Source organism: Arthrobacter sp. ISL-69, from assembly GCF_018613775.1.
Taxonomy (GTDB): Bacteria; Actinomycetota; Actinomycetes; order Actinomycetales; family Micrococcaceae; genus Arthrobacter.
In genome coordinates this window covers 169,307-187,275 of sequence record NZ_JAGGPO010000021.1, presented here as the reverse complement: position 1 = coordinate 187,275, position 17,969 = coordinate 169,307, and the positions used below count along the sequence as shown (strand labels likewise).

General features: G+C 66.8%; 19 protein-coding genes, 6 tRNA genes and 1 riboswitch. Of the genes, 13 read left to right on the top strand and 12 right to left on the bottom strand.

Annotated elements, in window-relative coordinates; genetic code table 11:
- Window positions 1–32: 32 nt before the first annotated feature.
- The 10 genes from ribA to J7I79_RS16510 all read right to left on the bottom strand — a co-directional run bounded on the left by ribA (window position 33) and on the right by J7I79_RS16510 (window position 8,555).
- Complete coding sequence (gene ribA, locus J7I79_RS16555; RefSeq protein ID WP_214955005.1) at window positions 33–746, bottom strand: GTP cyclohydrolase II; 714 nt, start codon at window positions 744–746, stop codon at window positions 33–35.
- The gene (gene ribB, locus J7I79_RS16550) at window positions 743–1,468 is read right to left on the bottom strand and encodes a 3,4-dihydroxy-2-butanone-4-phosphate synthase (RefSeq protein ID WP_251042878.1); all 726 of its coding nucleotides are present in this window, start codon (window positions 1,466–1,468) and stop codon (window positions 743–745) included. Before ribB ends, ribA begins: the two co-directional genes overlap by 4 nt.
- The gene (locus tag J7I79_RS16545; protein ID WP_214955003.1) at window positions 1,465–2,121 is read right to left on the bottom strand and encodes a riboflavin synthase; all 657 of its coding nucleotides are present in this window, start codon (window positions 2,119–2,121) and stop codon (window positions 1,465–1,467) included. Before J7I79_RS16545 ends, ribB begins: the two co-directional genes overlap by 4 nt.
- A complete protein-coding gene (ribD, locus tag J7I79_RS16540) occupies window positions 2,121–3,269 on the bottom strand; it encodes a bifunctional diaminohydroxyphosphoribosylaminopyrimidine deaminase/5-amino-6-(5-phosphoribosylamino)uracil reductase RibD (RefSeq protein WP_214955049.1) in 1,149 nt (382 codons plus the stop codon). The genes J7I79_RS16545 and ribD overlap by 1 nt, the downstream gene beginning before the upstream one ends.
- A 116-nt stretch (window positions 3,270–3,385) precedes the next feature.
- A riboswitch (FMN riboswitch) is annotated at window positions 3,386–3,540 on the bottom strand.
- Window positions 3,541–3,598: 58 nt separating this feature from the next.
- A complete protein-coding gene (gene rpe / locus J7I79_RS16535; protein ID WP_104174919.1) occupies window positions 3,599–4,291 on the bottom strand; it encodes a ribulose-phosphate 3-epimerase in 693 nt (230 codons plus the stop codon).
- A gap of 30 nt (window positions 4,292–4,321) precedes the next feature.
- Entirely contained in the window at window positions 4,322–5,926 is a 1,605-nt protein-coding gene (locus tag J7I79_RS16530) for an RsmB/NOP family class I SAM-dependent RNA methyltransferase (protein WP_214955001.1), read from the bottom strand.
- Window positions 5,923–6,843: a methionyl-tRNA formyltransferase gene (fmt, locus tag J7I79_RS16525; RefSeq protein WP_214954999.1), complete on the bottom strand. Its 921-nt coding sequence runs from the start codon at window positions 6,841–6,843 to the stop codon at window positions 5,923–5,925. The genes J7I79_RS16530 and fmt overlap by 4 nt, the downstream gene beginning before the upstream one ends.
- Window positions 6,840–7,427 (bottom strand): peptide deformylase, encoded by a 588-nt coding sequence (def, locus tag J7I79_RS16520; RefSeq protein WP_214954997.1) that lies wholly within the window; start codon window positions 7,425–7,427, stop codon window positions 6,840–6,842. Before def ends, fmt begins: the two co-directional genes overlap by 4 nt.
- 55 nt (window positions 7,428–7,482) lie before the next feature.
- Window positions 7,483–8,364 carry a PD-(D/E)XK nuclease family protein gene (locus J7I79_RS16515; protein ID WP_214954995.1) on the bottom strand — a complete coding sequence of 294 codons (882 nt, stop codon included), beginning with the start codon at window positions 8,362–8,364 and terminating at the stop codon, window positions 7,483–7,485.
- 116 nt (window positions 8,365–8,480) lie between these two features.
- Window positions 8,481–8,555 (bottom strand) — tRNA-Val (locus J7I79_RS16510).
- A 284-nt stretch (window positions 8,556–8,839) separates the two neighbouring features.
- On the opposite strand from J7I79_RS16510, the gene J7I79_RS16505 reads away from it, so the two are divergent.
- The 6 genes from J7I79_RS16505 to J7I79_RS16480 all read left to right on the top strand — a co-directional run bounded on the left by J7I79_RS16505 (window position 8,840) and on the right by J7I79_RS16480 (window position 9,865).
- Window positions 8,840–8,912 (top strand) — tRNA-Gly (locus tag J7I79_RS16505).
- A gap of 46 nt (window positions 8,913–8,958) precedes the next feature.
- A tRNA-Cys gene (locus J7I79_RS16500) sits at window positions 8,959–9,029 on the top strand.
- A gap of 41 nt (window positions 9,030–9,070) precedes the next feature.
- Window positions 9,071–9,145, top strand: a tRNA-Val gene (locus tag J7I79_RS16495).
- 57 nt (window positions 9,146–9,202) lie between these two features.
- Window positions 9,203–9,275: transfer RNA gene (locus J7I79_RS16490), tRNA-Gly, on the top strand.
- Window positions 9,276–9,340: 65 nt separating this feature from the next.
- A tRNA-Val gene (locus J7I79_RS16485) sits at window positions 9,341–9,412 on the top strand.
- 186 nt (window positions 9,413–9,598) lie between these two features.
- Complete coding sequence (locus J7I79_RS16480; protein WP_214954993.1) at window positions 9,599–9,865, top strand: antitoxin; 267 nt, start codon at window positions 9,599–9,601, stop codon at window positions 9,863–9,865.
- 104 nt (window positions 9,866–9,969) lie between these two features.
- Here the strand turns inward: J7I79_RS16480 and zapE are convergent, their stop codons facing one another.
- Window positions 9,970–11,007: a cell division protein ZapE gene (gene zapE, locus J7I79_RS16475; protein ID WP_214954991.1), complete on the bottom strand. Its 1,038-nt coding sequence runs from the start codon at window positions 11,005–11,007 to the stop codon at window positions 9,970–9,972.
- 219 nt (window positions 11,008–11,226) lie between these two features.
- Here zapE and J7I79_RS16470 point away from each other — a divergent pair, with 219 nt between their 5' ends.
- The 3 genes from J7I79_RS16470 to ybaK are packed head-to-tail and all read left to right on the top strand — an operon-like array spanning window position 11,227 to window position 13,144.
- Window positions 11,227–12,138, top strand: a complete 912-nt coding sequence (locus tag J7I79_RS16470; protein WP_214954989.1) for a sulfurtransferase — start codon at window positions 11,227–11,229, stop codon at window positions 12,136–12,138.
- Between the two features lie 10 nt (window positions 12,139–12,148).
- Complete coding sequence (locus J7I79_RS16465) at window positions 12,149–12,610, top strand: SufE family protein (protein ID WP_214954987.1); 462 nt, start codon at window positions 12,149–12,151, stop codon at window positions 12,608–12,610.
- Window positions 12,611–12,631: 21 nt separating this feature from the next.
- Complete coding sequence (gene ybaK, locus J7I79_RS16460) at window positions 12,632–13,144, top strand: Cys-tRNA(Pro) deacylase (RefSeq protein WP_214954985.1); 513 nt, start codon at window positions 12,632–12,634, stop codon at window positions 13,142–13,144.
- Here the strand turns inward: ybaK and J7I79_RS16455 are convergent.
- Complete coding sequence (locus J7I79_RS16455; RefSeq protein ID WP_396020207.1) at window positions 13,128–14,498, bottom strand: alpha/beta hydrolase family protein; 1,371 nt, start codon at window positions 14,496–14,498, stop codon at window positions 13,128–13,130. The two genes, ybaK and J7I79_RS16455, sit on opposite strands and share 17 nt — an antisense overlap.
- A gap of 76 nt (window positions 14,499–14,574) precedes the next feature.
- On the opposite strand from J7I79_RS16455, the gene J7I79_RS16450 reads away from it, so the two are divergent.
- The 4 genes from J7I79_RS16450 (at window position 14,575) to J7I79_RS16435 (ending at window position 17,941) form a co-directional block, all read left to right on the top strand.
- Window positions 14,575–15,066: a hypothetical protein gene (locus J7I79_RS16450; protein WP_214954983.1), complete on the top strand. Its 492-nt coding sequence runs from the start codon at window positions 14,575–14,577 to the stop codon at window positions 15,064–15,066.
- A gap of 14 nt (window positions 15,067–15,080) precedes the next feature.
- Window positions 15,081–15,569 (top strand): peptide-methionine (R)-S-oxide reductase MsrB, encoded by a 489-nt coding sequence (gene msrB / locus J7I79_RS16445; RefSeq protein ID WP_214954981.1) that lies wholly within the window; start codon window positions 15,081–15,083, stop codon window positions 15,567–15,569.
- A 234-nt stretch (window positions 15,570–15,803) separates the two neighbouring features.
- Window positions 15,804–17,219 (top strand): DUF6421 family protein, encoded by a 1,416-nt coding sequence (locus J7I79_RS16440; RefSeq protein ID WP_214954979.1) that lies wholly within the window; start codon window positions 15,804–15,806, stop codon window positions 17,217–17,219.
- On the top strand, window positions 17,216–17,941 hold the full coding sequence (locus tag J7I79_RS16435; RefSeq protein WP_214954977.1) for an SDR family oxidoreductase: 726 nt from the start codon (window positions 17,216–17,218) through the stop codon (window positions 17,939–17,941). The genes J7I79_RS16440 and J7I79_RS16435 overlap by 4 nt, the downstream gene beginning before the upstream one ends.
- Window positions 17,942–17,969: the final 28 nt, after the last annotated feature.

Below are 17,969 nucleotides of genomic sequence, written 5' to 3'. Positions count from 1 at the left end.
GTCAGTCGTGTGGGGGGTCAGTCGTGTTCGGGTCAGTCTTGCTCGTGCTGGAAGCGGCCCTGGCCGGCCGCCGGCAGTGCAGTCACCGGTTCCGCCGTCTGGGTGTCCAGGACCAGCCGGTGGTCCATCCGGTCTTTCTTGGTCTGCAGGTAGCGGATGTTCTGCTCGCGCGACGGAACCTCGGTGGGGACCATTTCCACCACGTTGACGCCGGCATCCGCCAATCGGTTCTGCTTGTCCGGGTTGTTGCTCAGCAACCGCACATCGTGGAGGCCCATCTCAGCCAGAATCTGGGCGGCGGCGTTGTATCGCCGCGCGTCAACAGGCAGGCCCAGGTGTTCGTTGGCTTCCACGGTGTCGAAACCGGCTTCCTGCAGGGCGTAGGCCTTGATCTTGTTGGCCAGGCCAATACCGCGGCCCTCCTGGCCCCGCAGGTACAGCAGGGTTCCGCCCTCTTCATTAATCTTTTCGAGCGCGTACGCCAGCTGTTCACCGCAGTCGCAGCGGTAGGAGCCGAAGACGTCTCCGGTCAGGCACTCCGAGTGCAGTCGCACCAACGGCGCTTTTCCGTCGACGGGCGGGAGGGGGGAGCTGATCGCCAGGTGTTCCGCACCGGTCACCAGGTCTGTCCAGGCCTGTGCCACGAATTCGCCGAACTCACTGGGCAGCTGGACGATGGGACCCCCGCTCACCGGGTGGGTCCCGCGCTCGGCCCTGACCTCGTTTCGTGCCTCTGAAGTCGTCATCGTATCTCCTCACTCCCTGCCGGGATCGCTGCTGGTCCGCCGGCCTGTACTGCGTCCAGGTATGCCACCAGATCCTCGATCGAGATCAGGGGGCAGCCATGTTCTGCTGCGAAGCCGCGAAGCCCGTCCAGGCGCATCATTTCTCCGTCGTCGTACACAACCTCCGCGATCACGCCCACCGGTTCCAGTCCGGCAAGCCGGCACAAATCCACGGCCGCCTCGGTGTGGCCCGGACGTTCACGCACTCCACCGTTAACGGCGCGCAGAGGAAAAACATGCCCGGGACGGGTGATTGATCCCGGACTGCTCCCGGGGTCCGCCAGCACCCGGGCCGTGAGTGCCCGGTCCGTTGCGGAGATTCCCGTGCTGCCGCCGACGGCGGCATCGCAGGACACCGTGTAGGCAGTACGCTTGGAGTCCTCGTTGACCTCCACCATGGGCGGCAGCAGCAGGGCGTCGGCGCGGGCGCCGTCGAGCGGTACGCAGATCACCCCGGAGCTGTACCGGACGGTCCAGCCCATCAGGGCGGGGGTGGCGTGCTGGGCGGCAAAAATGATGTCGCCTTCGTTTTCACGGTCCTCGTTGTCCACCACCAAAACCGGACGGCCGGCAGCCATCGCACGGACGGCGACTTCGATCGGATCCAGCCCGGTCCTCGCGCCCAGTTCTTCGGTGCCCAGTTCTTCGGTGCGCAGTTCGGGGGTGTGCTTGACCTGGCTCATTTTGAGTCCCCCGTTCCGGCAGCCACGTTGCCGGCTGCTGTGCCGCCGGCGAAGGCGAGCAGGCGCTCGGTGTACTTGGCGAGCACATCAACTTCAACGTTGACCCTGCCGCCTAGGCCCTTCGCCCCCAGCCCGGTTTCGGCGAGGGTGGTGGGGATGAGGCCCACCTCGAACCACGGGGCCGGTTCCGAGGCGTCGCTGACGGCCGTGACCGTGAGGGAGACGCCGTCGACGGCGATGGAGCCCTTTTCGGCAATGTAGCGCGCCAGCCGTACAGGCACGCCGAACCGCAGCCGGTCCCAATTGCCCAGGCCCTCACGTTCGAGGAGTTCGCCGACTCCGTCCACGTGTCCCTGGACAACGTGTCCGTCCAGGCGTCCGCCGGCAGGAACGCAGCGTTCCAGGTTGACGGTGTCGCCGGCGTCGAGCTCTCCGATGGTGCTGCGCACCAGGGTCTCGCCCATGACGTCCACGCTGAAGTCCTTGCCGTCAATGGCGGTGGCGGTCAGGCACACTCCGTTGACGGCCACCGAGCCGCCAAGTGCCAGTCCCTCGGTGCTGCCGGGCGCGTGCAGGCGCACGGTGGCGCTGACGTCGCCGTTGCGTTCAACGGACAGGACCTTGCCCTGTTCGGCAATAATTCCGGTAAACATCAGTGGCCTCCTGTGGCGGTGCCCGCGCCGGTGCGGTGCGGTAAGGGTTCGGGTGGGTGGATTTCGGATGGGAAAAGTTCGGGGCCGGGATCGACTGCCAGGCCGGCGGGTTCGGGATGCCCCGGGCTTAGGTGCAGCCTCAGGTCCCGGCCGAGGGTCTGCACGGCTCCCCCGGACGCCGCATCCCATTCCCAGCCCTGGGCCTCCGCCAGGGTGGTGATGCCGAGGTCGCCGAGGGCTGCCGTGCCGGATCCGAGCAGGGTGGGTGCCAGGTAGACGATCAGTTCGTCCACGAGTCCGGCGGCGAGGAAGGCGCTCAGGATCCGGGAACCGCCTTCCACCATGACGTGCCGGACGCCGGCGGCGAAGAGCTGCTCCAGGGCCTTGTTCGGGTCGCGGGTGGGCAGGTGCAGCACGCGGCCGTCGTCCCCGTGGATGGCGGCGTCGTCGGGAATCCCGCGGAGCCCCATGACCGCCCGCAGCGGCTGGCTGCCGGCCGTCTCGCCCGAGGCGTCGCGGGCGGTGAGCCGGGGATTGTCCACCAGGAGTGTTTGGGTGCCCACCAGGATGGCATCAACCCGGCTGCGGAGCCCGTGGTTGTCAGCCAGGGATTCCGGGCTGGAGATCCACTGGCTGGTGCCGTCCGCTGCTGCGATGCGGCTGTCCAGCGTCTGGGCGATGTGGAGGGTGACGAAGGGGCGCTTGGCGAGGACGGCTTCAAACCACCGGCGGTTCAGCTCGAACGCGGCCCGGGCGGACAGCCCGGAACGGACGTCGACTCCGGCGGCCCGCAGCGTTGCGGCTCCGCCCGCGGCAGGATCGTGGGGGTCGTCCACGGCGTACACCACGGACGCGATGCCGGCGTCGATGATTGCCTGGGCACACGGCCCGGTCCGTCCGCAGTGGTTGCAGGGTTCCAGGCTGACCACCATGGTGGACCCGGCCAGGTCGATGCCTTTCATGCCTGCCTGGGCAATGGCGTCGGCCTCCGCGTGGGCGGTACCGGCGCCGCGGTGGTATCCGGTCACCAGCCTCTGGCCGTCGGAGCCGACGACGACGGCGCCCACCAGCGGGTTTGCCCCGCGGGGACCCTGGAGGGCCACGTCGAGGGCGGCCTCCATGGCACCGATCTCGGCAGCGCTGAACATGGCTGTTGTCTGCGGCGTCAAAGCGTTCGTCGTTCCTTCCCTCAAGAACCGCGTTGGCTCCGGGGGTATACGACAGCGCAATACCGCACCGCCTGAAGGGCGCTGCAGTAACAGCTGTACGTGCTTCTCTCATCCAGACTTTAACTGTCGGTACCGGAATTTCACCGGTTCAACCGTCCGGCGGAACAGCTCCTGGATAGGACCTGTGCCGGCTCGCGGGTCGCGGACTGTCACCGCCGGTTCGGACTTACACCGACCCCGGAGCACGTATGTGTGTTGTTATTCTGTCACAACTGAATGACTCGTCCTGCTATTCCCGTCAGACTCCGTCATGATTCCGGGACGGCATGCGCCCCGGCCGAAACCGGGCGCGAGCCGGCGGCCCTGAGTCGGTCAATCGCCGTTGCGGGGTCGTCCGCACCGTACACGGCGGACCCAGCGACGAAGACATTGGCGCCGGCCTCGGCTGCCCGGACGATCGTCTCTTCGGTGATGCCGCCGTCCACCTGCAGCGCCACGCCGGTGCCGGAACCATCGATGGCTGCCCGGGCCCGCCTGATCTTGGGGAGGGTGAGGTCAAGGAATGACTGGCCGCCGAAACCCGGCTCCACGGTCATGATCAGGAGCAGGTCCAGTTCGGAAAGCATGTCCAGGTACGGCTCCACCGGGGTGCCGGGGCGCAGTGCCATTCCGGCCTTGGCGCCGCGGGCCCGGAGTTCGCGCGCCAGCTTGATGGGCGCGATCGAGGCTTCGACGTGGAACGTCACGGAGGCGACGCCGGCATCGGCGTAGGCGGGTGCCCAGCGGTCGGCGTCAGCGATCATCAGGTGCGCATCCAGCGGCACCGGGCTGACGGCCTGGATGCGCTGGACCACAGGCAGGCCGAGGGTCAGGTTCGGCACAAAGTGGTTGTCCATGACGTCGACGTGGACGGCATCGGCGTTGCTGATTCTACGCAGCTCCGCCTCGAGGTTGACGAAGTCGGCGGAGAGGATGCTGGGGTTGATGCAGCACTGAGCCATGTCGGCTCCTTTCACAAAAGGGCGGAGGGATCAGGGTTTCTTGTGGATGAGGGCCAGGAACATGGCGTCGGTCCGGTGCACATGGGGCCACAGCTGGGCCGTCAGTTCATGCCCGGCTTCAAGGTGGCCGGGCAGGCTCACCTTGTCCAGGGCGGCGCCGGCGTCAAGCAGTTCGAGGTCATCGCGCTTGCGCAGCGCATCGGTGACGACGGCGGTTGTTTCGGCGGGGTGCGGCGAGCAGGTCACGTAGGCCACCACGCCGCCGGGCCGGACGGCATCCAGTGCCGACTTGAGCAGTTCACGCTGGAGGGGGCCAAGGTCCGCGAGGTCCTTGGGGGTGCGCCGCCATCTCGACTCGGGCCGGCGCCGCAGGGCACCGAGCCCGCTGCAGGGGACGTCCACCAGTACGCGGTCGAAAGTCTCCGCCATCTCCGTGCCCACGTCGCGGCCGTCTCCGGTCCGGACATGCCAGACCCCGTGCGGAACCGCGGCAAGTGCCTGCCGTACCAGCTTGGCACGGTGTGGTGCGGGTTCGTTGGCCAGCAGGGTGGCGCCTTGCTCACGGGCGAGGGCACCCAGCAGCGCCGCCTTGCCGCCCGGTCCGGCGCAGAGGTCCAGCCATTTTTCGCCGGCCTGGCCGGTGACCGCAAGGTCCGCACGCTCCCCATCGACGGCAGCCAGGTCCACGGCGGCCATGGCGCGGGCCACCAGCTGCGAGCCCACATCCTGGACCCTGGTGCTGCCTTCGCGCACGGACGCCAGCCGGCCGAGGTCTCCTCCGCTGGAGAGCGCCGAGCCTTCCACGAGCTCGCCTGCGGTTGCTCCGCCTTCCAGCGCCTCGTCCAGGCTGCCCAGCCCGGGCAGCGCCACGAGGTTCACCACCGGGGCTGCGTTGTCCGCCTCGAGGAGTTCGTTGATTTCGGTGACGGGGCGGCCGTGTGCCACGAGGGACTGCCTCAACGCGCGGACAATCCACTCCGGGTGGGCGTAGCGGATGGAAGCGATCCGGGTCTCGTCCGTCTCGTCACTGAGGAGCAGCTCCAGCCACTCCTCGAGGGTGTGGGCGGAGACTTTGCGGAGTACCGCGTTGATGAGGGCCGACGGCCCGGCGCCAATGACAGCGCGGGCCAGCCCCACGGTCTGGTCCAGGGCAGCGTGGGCGGGGACGCGCATGGCCAGCAGCTGGTGGGCGCCAATCCGCAGGGCGTCCAGGATGGCGGGGTCCAGTTGGTCCAGCGGGCGGTCGACGCAGCGTGCCAGGACGGCGTCATACGTCCCCTGGCCGCGCAGGGCCCCGTAGCTCAGCTCCGTGGCGAAACCGGCGTCCCGCTTGTCCAGCCCATGGTGGCGGATCCGGGCCGGCAGCACGAGGTTTGCGTAGGCATCGTCCGAGGCGACGGCACGCAGCACTTCAAAAGCCACCAGGCGGGCCGGATCGGCCCGGCGGGTGCGCTGGGAGGGTGCGTTCTCGGTGAAGTTCCGCTTCGGGCCGCGGTTGCGCTCCCGGCCCTGGGCGTCCCGCTGGCTGCCATGGCGGCTGCCGCCGGAGAGCCCTCCGGATTGCCCTCCGCCGCTTGCTTTCCCGTGCCGGGGATCCCTGCCGCGGCTGCTGCCGCCCGTTCCGGACTCGCTCATTCGAATACCACGCCTTCCAGTGCCGCTTGTCCGCGCGCCCAATCAGCGGCGGCCATCATCTTTTTGCCCGAGGGCTGTATCCGCGTCAGCTCAACAGGGTGGGAGCCCGTCCCTACCAGCACGCTTCTTCCGTCCAGCAGCACCTGCCCCGGCTTCAGTTCCGGGCCCGCGGCGCGGAGCACCACCGGTTCGAGTTTGACGCGCTGCCCTTCAAGCGTGGTCCAGGCGCCGGGTTCGGGCGTGACGCCGCGCGCCCTGCGCCCAATCGCGAGGGCAGGCTCGTGCCAGTCAATCCGGCCATCCTCGATGCCCAGTTTGGGCGCCAGGGACACGTCCCCCGCCTGGGGGACGGCTGCCGTCCGCCCGGATTCAATTGCAGATAGAGTCTGGGCCAGCAGGACCGCGCCGCTGTGCGAGAGGCGTTCCAGGAGATCACCGGCGGTGTCCTCCGGGCGGACGGCCTCGGTGAGGGTCCCGAACACCGGGCCGGTGTCCAGCCCTTCCTCGAGGAGGAACGTGACAGCGCCGGTGATGTCATCGCCGGCCATGACGGCGCGCTGCACTGGCGCGGCGCCGCGCCAGGCGGGCAGCAGGGAGAAGTGCAGGTTGATCCAGCCGTGCCGCGGAACGTCCAGGGCCGCGCGCGGGATCAGGCCGCCGTACGCGACGATCGCCGCGACATCCGGCGCGACTGCGGCGATCCTTGCCGTGACATCCGCATCCACTTTGGCGGCGTGGATCACTTCAATACCCAGTTCGGCGGCGCGGGCGGCAACGGGCGACGGCGTCAGCACGCGTTTGCGTCCAATCGGCGCATCCGGCCGGGTCAGGACGGCAACGACGTCAAAGCCGGCCTGTACCAATGCGTCGAGGGACGGTACTGCAACAGCCGGGGTGCCGGCAAAGAGTACCCTCACTCGCCGGCGCCGAAACTGCCGCTGCCAAAGCTTCCGCCACCGAAGCTGGAGCCCACCGTCTTCGCCCGCTTCGACGTCGTCTTTTCGGTGATGGCGTCGTAGTTGGCATTGCGGATGGAGCGCAGCGCGGCCTTGCGGTCTTCGCCTTCGAGCCTGTCGGTGAAGAGAATGCCGTCGAGGTGGTCCGTTTCATGCTGGAAGCAGCGGGCAAGCATGCCCTCGCCGTCCACCGAGACGGGGTTGCCGTGCAGGTCGACGCCGGTAACGCGGGTGGCCCGGCGGCGGCGGACAGGGAAGCCAAGGCCCGGGATGGACAGGCAGCCTTCCACCTCATCGGGCTGGAAGTCGTCGCTGTTCTCCAGCACGGGGTTGATGATGTGGCCCTCCACGCCGTCGATGCGGTAGGTAAAAACCCTCTTGCTGACACCGACCTGCGGCGCGGCCAGGCCTGCGCCGTCGACGTCCTCCATGGTTTCCGTCATGTCGGCAACCAGTTTTGCGAGTTCCGGCCCGAATTCCGTCACAGGATCGGCCACTGTGCGCAGCACGGGGTCGCCGATGATGCGGATATTCAAAATGGCCATGTGCAATCTGTCCTTCGGTGGGCGCTACGGGATCCAGTCCAGTTTAGTTGGCCCGCTACCTTCCGGGCACAGCCTGCAGCGCTGGCGCTGGCACGGGAAGCGACGGCGGCGCCACCGGAAGCAGTGCCGTGCCGGCGCTGACCGTGTCGGCAGACATCTCCCAGACCCGGCGGAGGGAGCAGAACTTCCACCAGTGGTGCTTGAGCACATCCGGGTTGGCCCGCATCGGCCGGACCTCAGTTTCGCCCACGGCTACCGCCAGCAGCACCGGGGAATCACCGTGCTTCCACGGCTCCCACTCCCCCGCGACGGGATCAACCAGGCTCTCCTCGGCTTTCATTCCTGCCACCAGCTGCATCACCACTTTGTCGTCCAGCGGCTTGACGGCGCCGTCCCGCGTGGTGCCTTTGGTCTTGTAGTCGATGATGCAGGTCCTGCCGTTGATCTTTGCCACCAGGTCAAGGGTGCCCGCGTAGCCCACTGTCTTGTTCCAGACCGTGACTTCCGGTGCGATGGGTTCCACACCAAAGAGTTCCCACCACTCATCGAAGCGCGCGGCAAAGGCTTCCTCGCCGTTGGCGGCCAGCGCCTCCCGCATTTCCTTCATCTGATGGGGCCGGCCGAGGGCCCTGAGCGCAACCTGTTCGCAGTAGTTGTGCACCCGGTCCCCGCGCTTCGCGGCGTCGTCGCGGTAGGTTTCTGCGGCTTTGGCTGCCCGGCTGACCGCCTGGCGGACTTTGGCCGGACTTCCCAGGATGGCGGGGAGCGCCGGATCGTTGGCAAGGCTGTTCGCCCCCATGTACCCGAACCAGCCGTCAAGGCCGTGCGGCTGCTGGCCGATGACCGTCGTAATGGACGGAACGGAGAATGCGTCGGCTGTTGAGCGTGCATACATCCGCCCATATTCCGTGGCGTGGGCAAGGAGTGGATCAGTCATGCAAATACTCTTTCATGAAGGGCTGACAGGAATATGTGCGTGATGTGCTGACGGGACCAGGCCGCCACAAAAGCGAAATGGCCCGTTCCGCTGATTCAGCAGAACGGGCCATTCATTGGTGGGCGATACTGGGTTCGAACCAGTGACCTCTTCGGTGTGAACGAAGCGCGCTACCACTGCGCCAATCGCCCCAATGCCATTGAATGCTAGCCCACCCTGGCGGCATTTGGAAATCGGGCCGTTCGACGCCGGCGCAGCGTCCGATTGCGTCGCCTAGGCATGAGTGGCACCAGTCGGAGCACCAGCCCAAATTACACGCCTGTAATTAGTAAAATCCGCTAGATTTCAAGGAAGCGGAGCCATCGGGCGCTTGTGACGCCGTCCCGATTTGTAAGTTCCCTGAACCTCCTATAGAGTTCTTACTCGTTGGAACGCGAGGAAATGCCGAATGCGGCACGGAAATGCTGACAATAATGCGGACGTAGCTCAGCTGGTAGAGCACCACCTTGCCAAGGTGGATGTCGCGAGTTCGAATCTCGTCGTCCGCTCGCAGGACACTGTCAAGGCAAAGATTCCCAGGAATCTGGCTTACACGGTGGGTTGGCCGAGAGGCGAGGCAGCGGCCTGCAAAGCCGTATACACGGGTTCGAATCCCGTACCCACCTCGGTGAAAACCTTGGTTTCCGGTTAATCCCGGAGAACATTTGGGCGATTGGCGCAGCGGTAGCGCGCTTCCCTGACACGGAAGAGGTCACTGGTTCGATCCCAGTATCGCCCACCAGAGCAAGGCAACTTGCTTGTTGTTGAACGGCCGGTCGCACCGGTACGTGCTTCATGTGCGGACGTAGCTCAGCTGGTAGAGCACCACCTTGCCAAGGTGGATGTCGCGAGTTCGAATCTCGTCGTCCGCTCTCTTTTCTTTAATGACGCAACACCCCGGCCACGCCGGATGTTCCCGCCGGATTCTTCCGGGCGCGGGCGATTGGCGCAGCGGTAGCGCGCTTCCCTGACACGGAAGAGGTCACTGGTTCGATCCCAGTATCGCCCACTACGAAGCAGCTCCCCGGAGCTGCTTTTTTGTTGCCCGAATCCGCCGACCGGCCCCTGATAGGGCAACAAGACCCTGGACAAACACCGGCGCGCACCTTTGGCCCTGCCCTTGGCACACCCAGGGTCTGGGGCTAGGATCGAATGCGGAGGAGCGATCTGGCTCCGCGACAGAAGGGAGGTGCCCGTGGGTATTCTTGACGATCTGAAGGGCAAGGCTCAGCGACTGGTCGGTGGCAATGAACAGGCCATCAAGGACGGCATCGGTAAAGCCGGTGATTTCATCGACTCAAAGACCGGCGGAAAGTACGCCGGTAAGATCGATACCGTCCAGAAGGGCGCAACCGGCCTCGTGGATAAGGTCGACCCGAAGCCGGACACGGCTCCTGTCGAAGAACCTCCCGTCGCCGGAGAGCCACCTGTAGCCGGGGAACCCCGGCAGCAGGGCCTCTAACCCAGGAACGTCAGCGAGGTGCCGGTCCCGCCGTGAGGCGGCGCCGGCACCTTTGGCGTTTAAGGCGGTGTCTGGGCGCGGCGTTCAAGGGCCGTGTTCAACAGTCAGGACGGTTCGTGGTTCTGCCCCTCGCGGGCCAGTGCCGTCAGCCGGGAAACCGCCCGGTAGTACTTCTTCGTGTAGCCGCCGGTCATCATCTCGTCGGTGAAGAGCTGGTCGAAGGGGACGCCGCTGGCAAGGATGGGGACATCCTTGTCATAGAGCCGGTCCGCCAGCACCACGAACCGCAGGGCAACAGCCTGCTCGGTAATGGTTTCCACGTCACGCCACACCACGCCTTCGATCCCGGCCAGGAGCTGCCGGTAGCGGCTGGGGTGGACACCCGCAAGATGGTTGATCAGGGTCTTGAAGTCATCCCGGGCCACCGTCTTGCCGTGGAACTCCGACTGCATGTGGTGCGTCAGGTCCTCGTTCTTCAGGGGAGCCGGAGCTGCCGGGAGTCCGCGGTGGCGGAAATCCTCGCCGTCGATCCTGACGACGTCGAACTGGTCAGCCAGCACCTGGATCTCGCGCTGGAAGTCGACGGCGGCGAACCGTCCGTCACCGAGCGATCCGGGAAGCGTGTTCGAGGTCGCGGCGAGCTTGACGCCGGCGTCGGCCAGTTCCCGCATCAGCCGGGACATCAGGACTGTGTCGCCCGGATCGTCGAGCTCGAACTCATCGATGCACACCAGCTTGTAGTGGCTGAGCGCTTCCACCGTCTTGCGGAACGACAGGGCGCCCACGAGGTTGGTGTATTCAACGAACGTGCCGAAAGCCTTGGGGCCCGGGGACGCATGCCACAGGGACGCCAGCAGGTGGGTCTTGCCCACGCCGAAGCCGCCGTCGAGGTAGATCCCGGCACGGGAATTGTCCTTCTTCGCAAAAAACTTCTTGAAGAGACCGGAGCTGCCGTTGGCTCCAACGCCTGTCGCGAACGACTCCAGCGCAGTCACTGCACCCGCCTGGCTCGGCTGCGAGGAGTCCGGCCGGTAACTGGCGAAGGAAACCTCCCCGAAGCGCGGCGAGGGATAGAAACCCTTGAGGAGTTCATCCACGGAAACCGCCGGTGTCCGCGCGGAGAGCTGTTCGATCTGTACCAAGGTGGTCCGTTCTGCTGGTCTCGTGTCCCCAGAAAGGATACCGGCAATGCGGCGCCGGGTTCATTGGCCGGGCAGCCCACGTGACGAAGGCCATATTTCCCTCTGTGAACGCAGGGGCGCAATACTTCCGGCCCGTGGCTAGTGTTGGAACTGGCCCGGCCGCAGCGACGCCTCCCGGTGGCACGGGTCCCCTGACCGTTTCAGTGAAAGGCCATCTCAATGTCCTACCCAGTTGAACATAACGACAAGTTCTCCGCGTACGCGTCCCCCGAGCGTCTCGTTTCCACCGATTGGCTCGCGGCAGCCCTCGAGGGCGGAGCCCTGGCCGACGGCAAGCTCGTGGTGGTGGAGTCCGATGAAGATGTTCTGCTCTACGAAACCGGCCACATCCCGGGGTCCGTCAAGATCGACTGGCACACCGACCTGAACGACGAGGTCACCCGTGACTACGTTGACGGCAAGGCATTTGCGGCCCTGGCGGCGGCGAAGGGCATTTCACGGGACAGCACCGTGGTGATCTACGGTGACAAGTCCAACTGGTGGGCTGCCTATGCACTGTGGGTTTTCACCCTGTTCGGCCACGAGGACGTCCGGCTGCTCGACGGCGGCCGGGACAAGTGGATCGCCGAAGGACGTGCCCTCACCACCGACGTTACGGTCCCCTCCCCCGCCGAATACCCCGAGGTGGAGCGCAACGATGCCCCCATCCGCGCCTTCAAGGAAGACGTGCTGGCGCACTTCGGCAAGCCGCTGATCGATGTCCGCTCCCCCGAGGAATACACCGGCCAGCGCACCCACATGCCTGCGTACCCCGAGGAAGGCGCCCTGCGCGGCGGCCACATCCCCACTGCGGCGTCGATTCCCTGGGCCCGCGCGGCTGCCGAGGACGGCACCTACCGGAACCGCGGCGAACTGGAAGCCCTCTACCTCGGCGAAGCCGGCCTCAAGGCGGGCGACGACGTCGTGGCGTACTGCCGCATCGGCGAGCGTTCCAGCCACACCTGGTTCGCCCTGAAGTACCTGCTGGGCTTCGATACCGTGCGTAACTATGACGGCTCGTGGACCGAGTGGGGCAACGCCGTCCGCGTGCCGATCGCCAAGGGCGCCGAGCGCGGCACGGTACCGGCGTAAACTGGACTCGATGAGTAACCAAGCCCTTCCCGCCGCACTGGCGGAAATAGTTGACGACTTCCAGGCCCTTACCGAACCCGAGCGGCTGCAATTGCTGCTGGAGTTCTCGCAGGGGCTCCCTGAGCTTCCGGACCGGTTGAAGGACCATCCGGAACTGCTGGAGCAGGTCGTGGAGTGCCAGTCGCCCTTGTTCCTGACCATTGAGACGGAAAGGCCGGGCGGCGGTTCTCCGGAGAGCGTGCGGCTGTTCTTCAAGGCGCCGCCGGAAGCACCGACCACACGCGGCTTCGCAGGTGTCCTGCATGAGGGCCTCGACGGCCTGACGGCCCCGGAGATCCTGGCGGTGCCGGATGACATGCCCGAGCTCCTGGGGCTCACGCGTGCCATCACTCCCCTGCGCATGCGGGGAATGACGGCCATGCTGGGTCGGATCAAGCGCAAGGTCGCTGCCTCCGCCGCACTGAAAGCCTGAGCCGGAAGGCCCAGGCACCGCATGGCGCGCAAACAGGTTTCCCAGGGAACGCCGGCTACAGCAGCACTCGCTGCAGCCGGCGTTCCCTTCGTGCTGCATCCGTACGTCCACGATCCCTCGGCCGCCAGCTACGGCATGGAGGCCGCTGAGGTACTGGGCGTGGATCCCGCCAAGGTCTTCAAGACGCTCATGGTGGAGGTCGACGGCAGGCTCGCGGTGGGGATCGTCCCGGTCAACGGAAACCTTGACCTGAAAGCCATAGCTGCTGCCCTCGGCGGCAAGAAGGCCGCCATGGCGGATCCGGCCACGGCCCAGCGCAGGACCGGCTATGTGCTGGGCGGAATTTCCCCGCTGGGGCAGCGCCAGCCGTCCCCCACGGTCCTGGACGAGAGCGCCCTGGGCCAGGACAGCATCCTGGTCTCCGGCGGCCGGCGCGGCCTGGACATAGAACTGGGTCCGGACCACCTGGTGCGGCTCACCGGTGCAGTCACGGCCCGCATTGGGACCGGGCCGAAAGCTACTCCGGACCGTTAGCGGCAGGGCCGGCGGTTGTCCCCGGGGCGTCCGTTGCGGGGCGCGGTCCGGCGTCATCGCGCTCCCGGGAGCGGGAACCCGGATTGGCCCGCGGCGCCAGCTGCCGCCGCAGCCACGCGGTGACCAGGCCTTCCCAGCGCTCCGGATCGACGTTCCATTCCTTGGTGTGCCGGGCGTCCCGGAAGGTCTCGAAGGTGACCATCTCCGGGTTTTTCTCCGCGATGGTTGCTGACGGTCCGTAGGGGACGTATTCGTCGTCGACGCTGTGCAGGATCAGCGTGGGGGTCCTGAGTTCCACGGCCCGGGAGATCCAGTCCATCGACTTCAGGTCCACCGGTGCCGCCAGCCCGGTCAGGCGGCGGCCCAGCGGGTGGCTCATCATCAGCTGTCCGTAGCGTCCCACCGCGGATGGGATGCGGTTCAGCTGCGCATGGTGCGCCAGGACGTTGACCCAGTCCACCACCGGTGCGTCCAGCACCATGGCCCGGATCCGTTGGTGGTGCCGGGAGAGGTCGGCCGTCTGCAAACAGATCGCGCCGCCCATGGACCAGCCAAACAGGACAACTTCCTTTGCGCCGTTGGCTACGGCGAAACTGATCGCTGCCTCGACGTCGCGCCATTCGGTGGAGCCCAGGCCGTAGCGCCCGTCGGGGGCCGACGGCGCCAGGCCGTCGTTGCGGTAGGAGATCACCAGGCTTGTCATGCCGAGCTCCTGCGCCGGCTGCAGGGCGCGCAGGCATTCCTGACGGCTGGCGCCGCGGCCGTGGACCATGATCGCCCAGATGTCCGACGACGGCGCCCCGCGCACCAGCCAGGCCGGCGCGGTCCCGCCTTCAACGTCGATCTGTACATCCTCGGCGGACAGTCCGATGGAAGCCGCATCCGGGTAGGCGGCGCCGCTCCAGTAGCCGCGGCGGGCGGTGGTGAGGTCTCCGGCATAGACCGCTTCGACTTCGCGCAGAACGGTGCGTTCCGCAGGTGAGTACGAAATGATCCTGCCGATCCGTGCGTGGCCGCGGCCGCCGTCGAAAAACAGCCCGTAGACGCCTTGCACGGTGGCGTCGTCTGTCGCGGCAAGGATGACCTGGAGGCCGCCGGCGGCACGGATGACAGCCAGTACCTCCTGGTTCTCGTCCCGGACCCGCACAGGAGTGATGACCCGCCTGGCAAAGTACAGGGCGAGCGCCGAGGATCCGGCTCCCAGCAGGCCGGCGGCCGCACTTCCTGCGATGACGCCCCCCAGGGCCCACTTGGCGCTCGAGGACATGCCGGCTTCAGTGGGGGCCGGGACCTTGCCCGTTGCCAGGGGCGGATTCGCTGTGGTGGCCGGGCGCAGCCCCGGAATGGATGCCATGGATCCATTCTTACTGCTGCGGGCCCTCCCGGACGAAATTCGTGCGGGAAGGTCAGGCCGGGACTAGGCTGAGGGCATGAGCGATCCAATCGTCATTCTGACAGAAGAGCCGCTGGGTGCGGACGACCGCGTGAACATCGAACGCCTGGTGGACGGGGGTGACGCGCCCCTGGTCGTGCTGGTGCCGGCCAACACCGAACGGCACCTCCTGGTGGACTTCCTCGAGAACCTGTCCCTGCTGGACGTCGCGAAGGCCTTCCGGGAGCTGACCTCACATTCCCCGGACCCTGCATCAGAACGGGCCGCCGCCGCCGAGACCCTGGCGGTGTCGCTCAACGCGCTGGCCGGGATCGGCAGCGGGGTCACCGGCGAAGTGGTGGCTGGCGGCGCCGTCCAGGGCCTGGTGGCCAAGGTCAAGGAACTCGGCGCAGGCCAGGCTGTCGTTATTACCCGCCCGCACGCCATCGCGGACACCTTCCACACCGACTGGGCCAACAAGGCCCAGGACCAGCTGGGACTGCCCGTGCTGCACCTGTACGCAGGTTCGGGATTTATCGGGGACTCCTGAGCGTTATTGAAGCTATGAGCATCTTTAGCAACAGGCCAAAAGTCGCGCCCGTCCCGTCCCCCGGCGCCGCACCCGGAACCGAAAACGCCATCCCGCCGGTTGAAAAGACAGACGAGGAATGGCGCCGGGAGCTAACTCCGGAGGAGTACCGGGTGCTCCGCCAGGCCGGGACCGAGCGTCCGTACACCGGCGAATACTGGGATACACACACGGCGGGTGTCTACAACTGCCGCGCCTGCGGTGCCGAACTGTTCACCAGCAATGAAAAGTTCGATTCCCACTGTGGCTGGCCGTCATTCTGGGCCCCGCTTGCAGACGGCACCGTCCGCTACATCCATGACCGCACCATGGGCATGGACCGGGTGGAGGTCCGCTGTGCCAACTGCGATTCCCATCTGGGCCACGTGTTCGCGGGCGAGGGTTACGGCACCCCCACGGACCAGCGCTTCTGCATCAACTCCGTCTCGCTGAAGCTGGTTTCGGCGGACGACTCCGCCAAGTAGTCCGTTCCGCCCGGCTCCCGCGCGGTGGCCAGCCGCGCAAGCAGGCCACCGCCAGGCTCCCCATCCGGCGAGCGCCGGGACAGGCAGCCACGCCCACCGCTGTAGCTGGGGCGGGCTTGCCGAGCCACTTGCCCAAGACTTACTTATGCTCAGGCATATTTTGCATTAGAAGATCTGTTTGCTTGCTACGCTCGCCGTAGAAGCTCCAAGCAACCAGAAAGGCGATCGCCGACCATGACTACGACCGCTCTCACCGCAGCCGCCCCACTCACCGAAAACCACCCGGAGTGGGTGCGGCTCAAGGCCGCCGCCACCGCCCTGCAGGCTCTCCAGGCCCAGGACGGTTCGGTGCCCGACGCCGCTGACCATGCGGCCGCCGCCGGACACGTCGGCACCATCACCGCAGCGGTGGAGGCACTCTCCCCTGAGTTCCCGCACGACGCCCGGTACCTCGAACTCCTCGTCCGCGACTTCGGCCGGTGGGCCGCCGGCGGCTTCGGCGTACCGGATTTCCTGGATTCGCTGCTCGCCTTCCAGCCGCAGCAGCACCGGATCAACGGACTGCGGCACCTGGTGGTTTTCCCCATGTACACGCAGAACGGCAGCAGCAGCCGCCTCGTGGAGGCCGTCCTCATCGAGGTCATCTGGCCGGAGTTCATTGCCGGCCTCGAGGAGGGCGAATACTCCAACAAGCTGTTCGTTCCAATCCGGTTCCTGGACTTCACCCCGGGCTACAACACCAACTCGGCCGTGCTGTTCCCGGAAACCGTCGCGGTCCGGGAAACGCCCACCTTCACGTGGGGCGCCATCTTCGCGGACCGCGAGGCCGCCCGCTTCCGCCGGGTCCTCCGGGCGGCCGCCGACATCACCCGCCTGGAACTGCCGGCCGAGGCCGCGGAGCTCCTCGAAAACCAGGAACTCACCCAGGAAACGTTCGTGATGTGGGACCTCATCCACGACCGCACGCACATGCGCGGCGACCTGCCCTTCGATCCCTTCATGATCAAGCAGCGCATGCCCTTCTTCCTGTACTCCCTGGAGGAACTCCGCTGCGACCTGACGGCCTTCCGGGAATCAGTGAAGATCGAAAAGGACGAAGACGCCGATCCGGAAGCACGCCGGCACGCCAAGCTGGTCCAGTACGCCGTCATCTTCGACCGGATCTTCCGCTTCGCCATCACCGGCAGCCGGGTCCGCAATTATGACGGCCTCGGCGGACAGCTGCTGTTCGCCTGGATGCACCAGCACCGTGTCCTGCACTGGACCGACAGCAAGCTCAGCATCGACTGGGACGAGGCCGCGGACGTGGTGGTTGAGCTCGGCGCCCGGATCGAGGAGCTGTACTGGCGCTCGATCGACCGCCCCAAGGCTGCCCACTGGCTCGCCGCCTATGAGCTGATTTCCGGAACAGTCACACCCCACCCGGCCTCCGTCTGGGCCAAGGGTCCCGCAGCCCTCCGGCTGGACGGACCGCCGCGCGGCCTCACGGACCAGGTGCTCGACGACGAATTCCCGCTGTCCATGTTCTACGAGGCACTCGAAAAGAAGATGCGCCCGGTCATCGAATCCACGGCCGGCATCACGGGGACGTCCGACACCGGAGCAGCGACGAACGACGGCGGCTCTGCCCGGGCACTCAACGCCGGATGAGTGCCGGACGCCCATTGAACGTTGTGGTCACCGGCGGCAGCGGACCGTCCGGGATCGCCACGGCACGTGCATTGCGCGAAGCCGGCCATACGGTCTTCACGGTCGGTTCGGACGCCCCCCGGATCGCTGCCGCCGCTGCGGAAGCGGGTGACGGCGTCGTTCCGCTGACCTGCGACCTCGCCAGCCTGGCGGATGTCGGGGCACTGCACGCCACGATTGCCGGCAGGGCCGGAAGGGTCGACGGCGTCATCCACCTTGTGGGCGGCTGGCGCGGCGCCAGCGGCATCACGGACCAGACTGACGAGGACTGGGACTTCCTGGAACGTGGCGCCATCACCACCCTGAGGAATGTGACGCGGGTGTTCTACGACGACCTCGCGGCCTCCGACGCCGGCCGTTTTGCCATGGTTACCTCCACGGCAGTAGCCACCCCGACGGCGGCCGGCGCCAGCTACGTTGCGGCCAAGGCGGCCGCCGAAGCCTGGACCCTGGCGGTGGCCGAGGGCTTCAGCACGGAACCGCACAGCGGCAGCGGCGAACAGCACAGCGCCGCGGTCATCTTTGTCGTCAAAGGCCTCGTGGAGCCCGGAATGCGCGCGAAGTCCCCCGGCCGCAGCTTCCCTGGCTATACCGACGTTGCGGACCTGGCCGCCGCCGCCGTCGGACTTTTCACCGCCTCCGCGGCGGAACTGAACGGCCAGCGGCTGTTCCTTAGCCGTTGACCGCGGACATCCCTAGACTGAAAGCGTG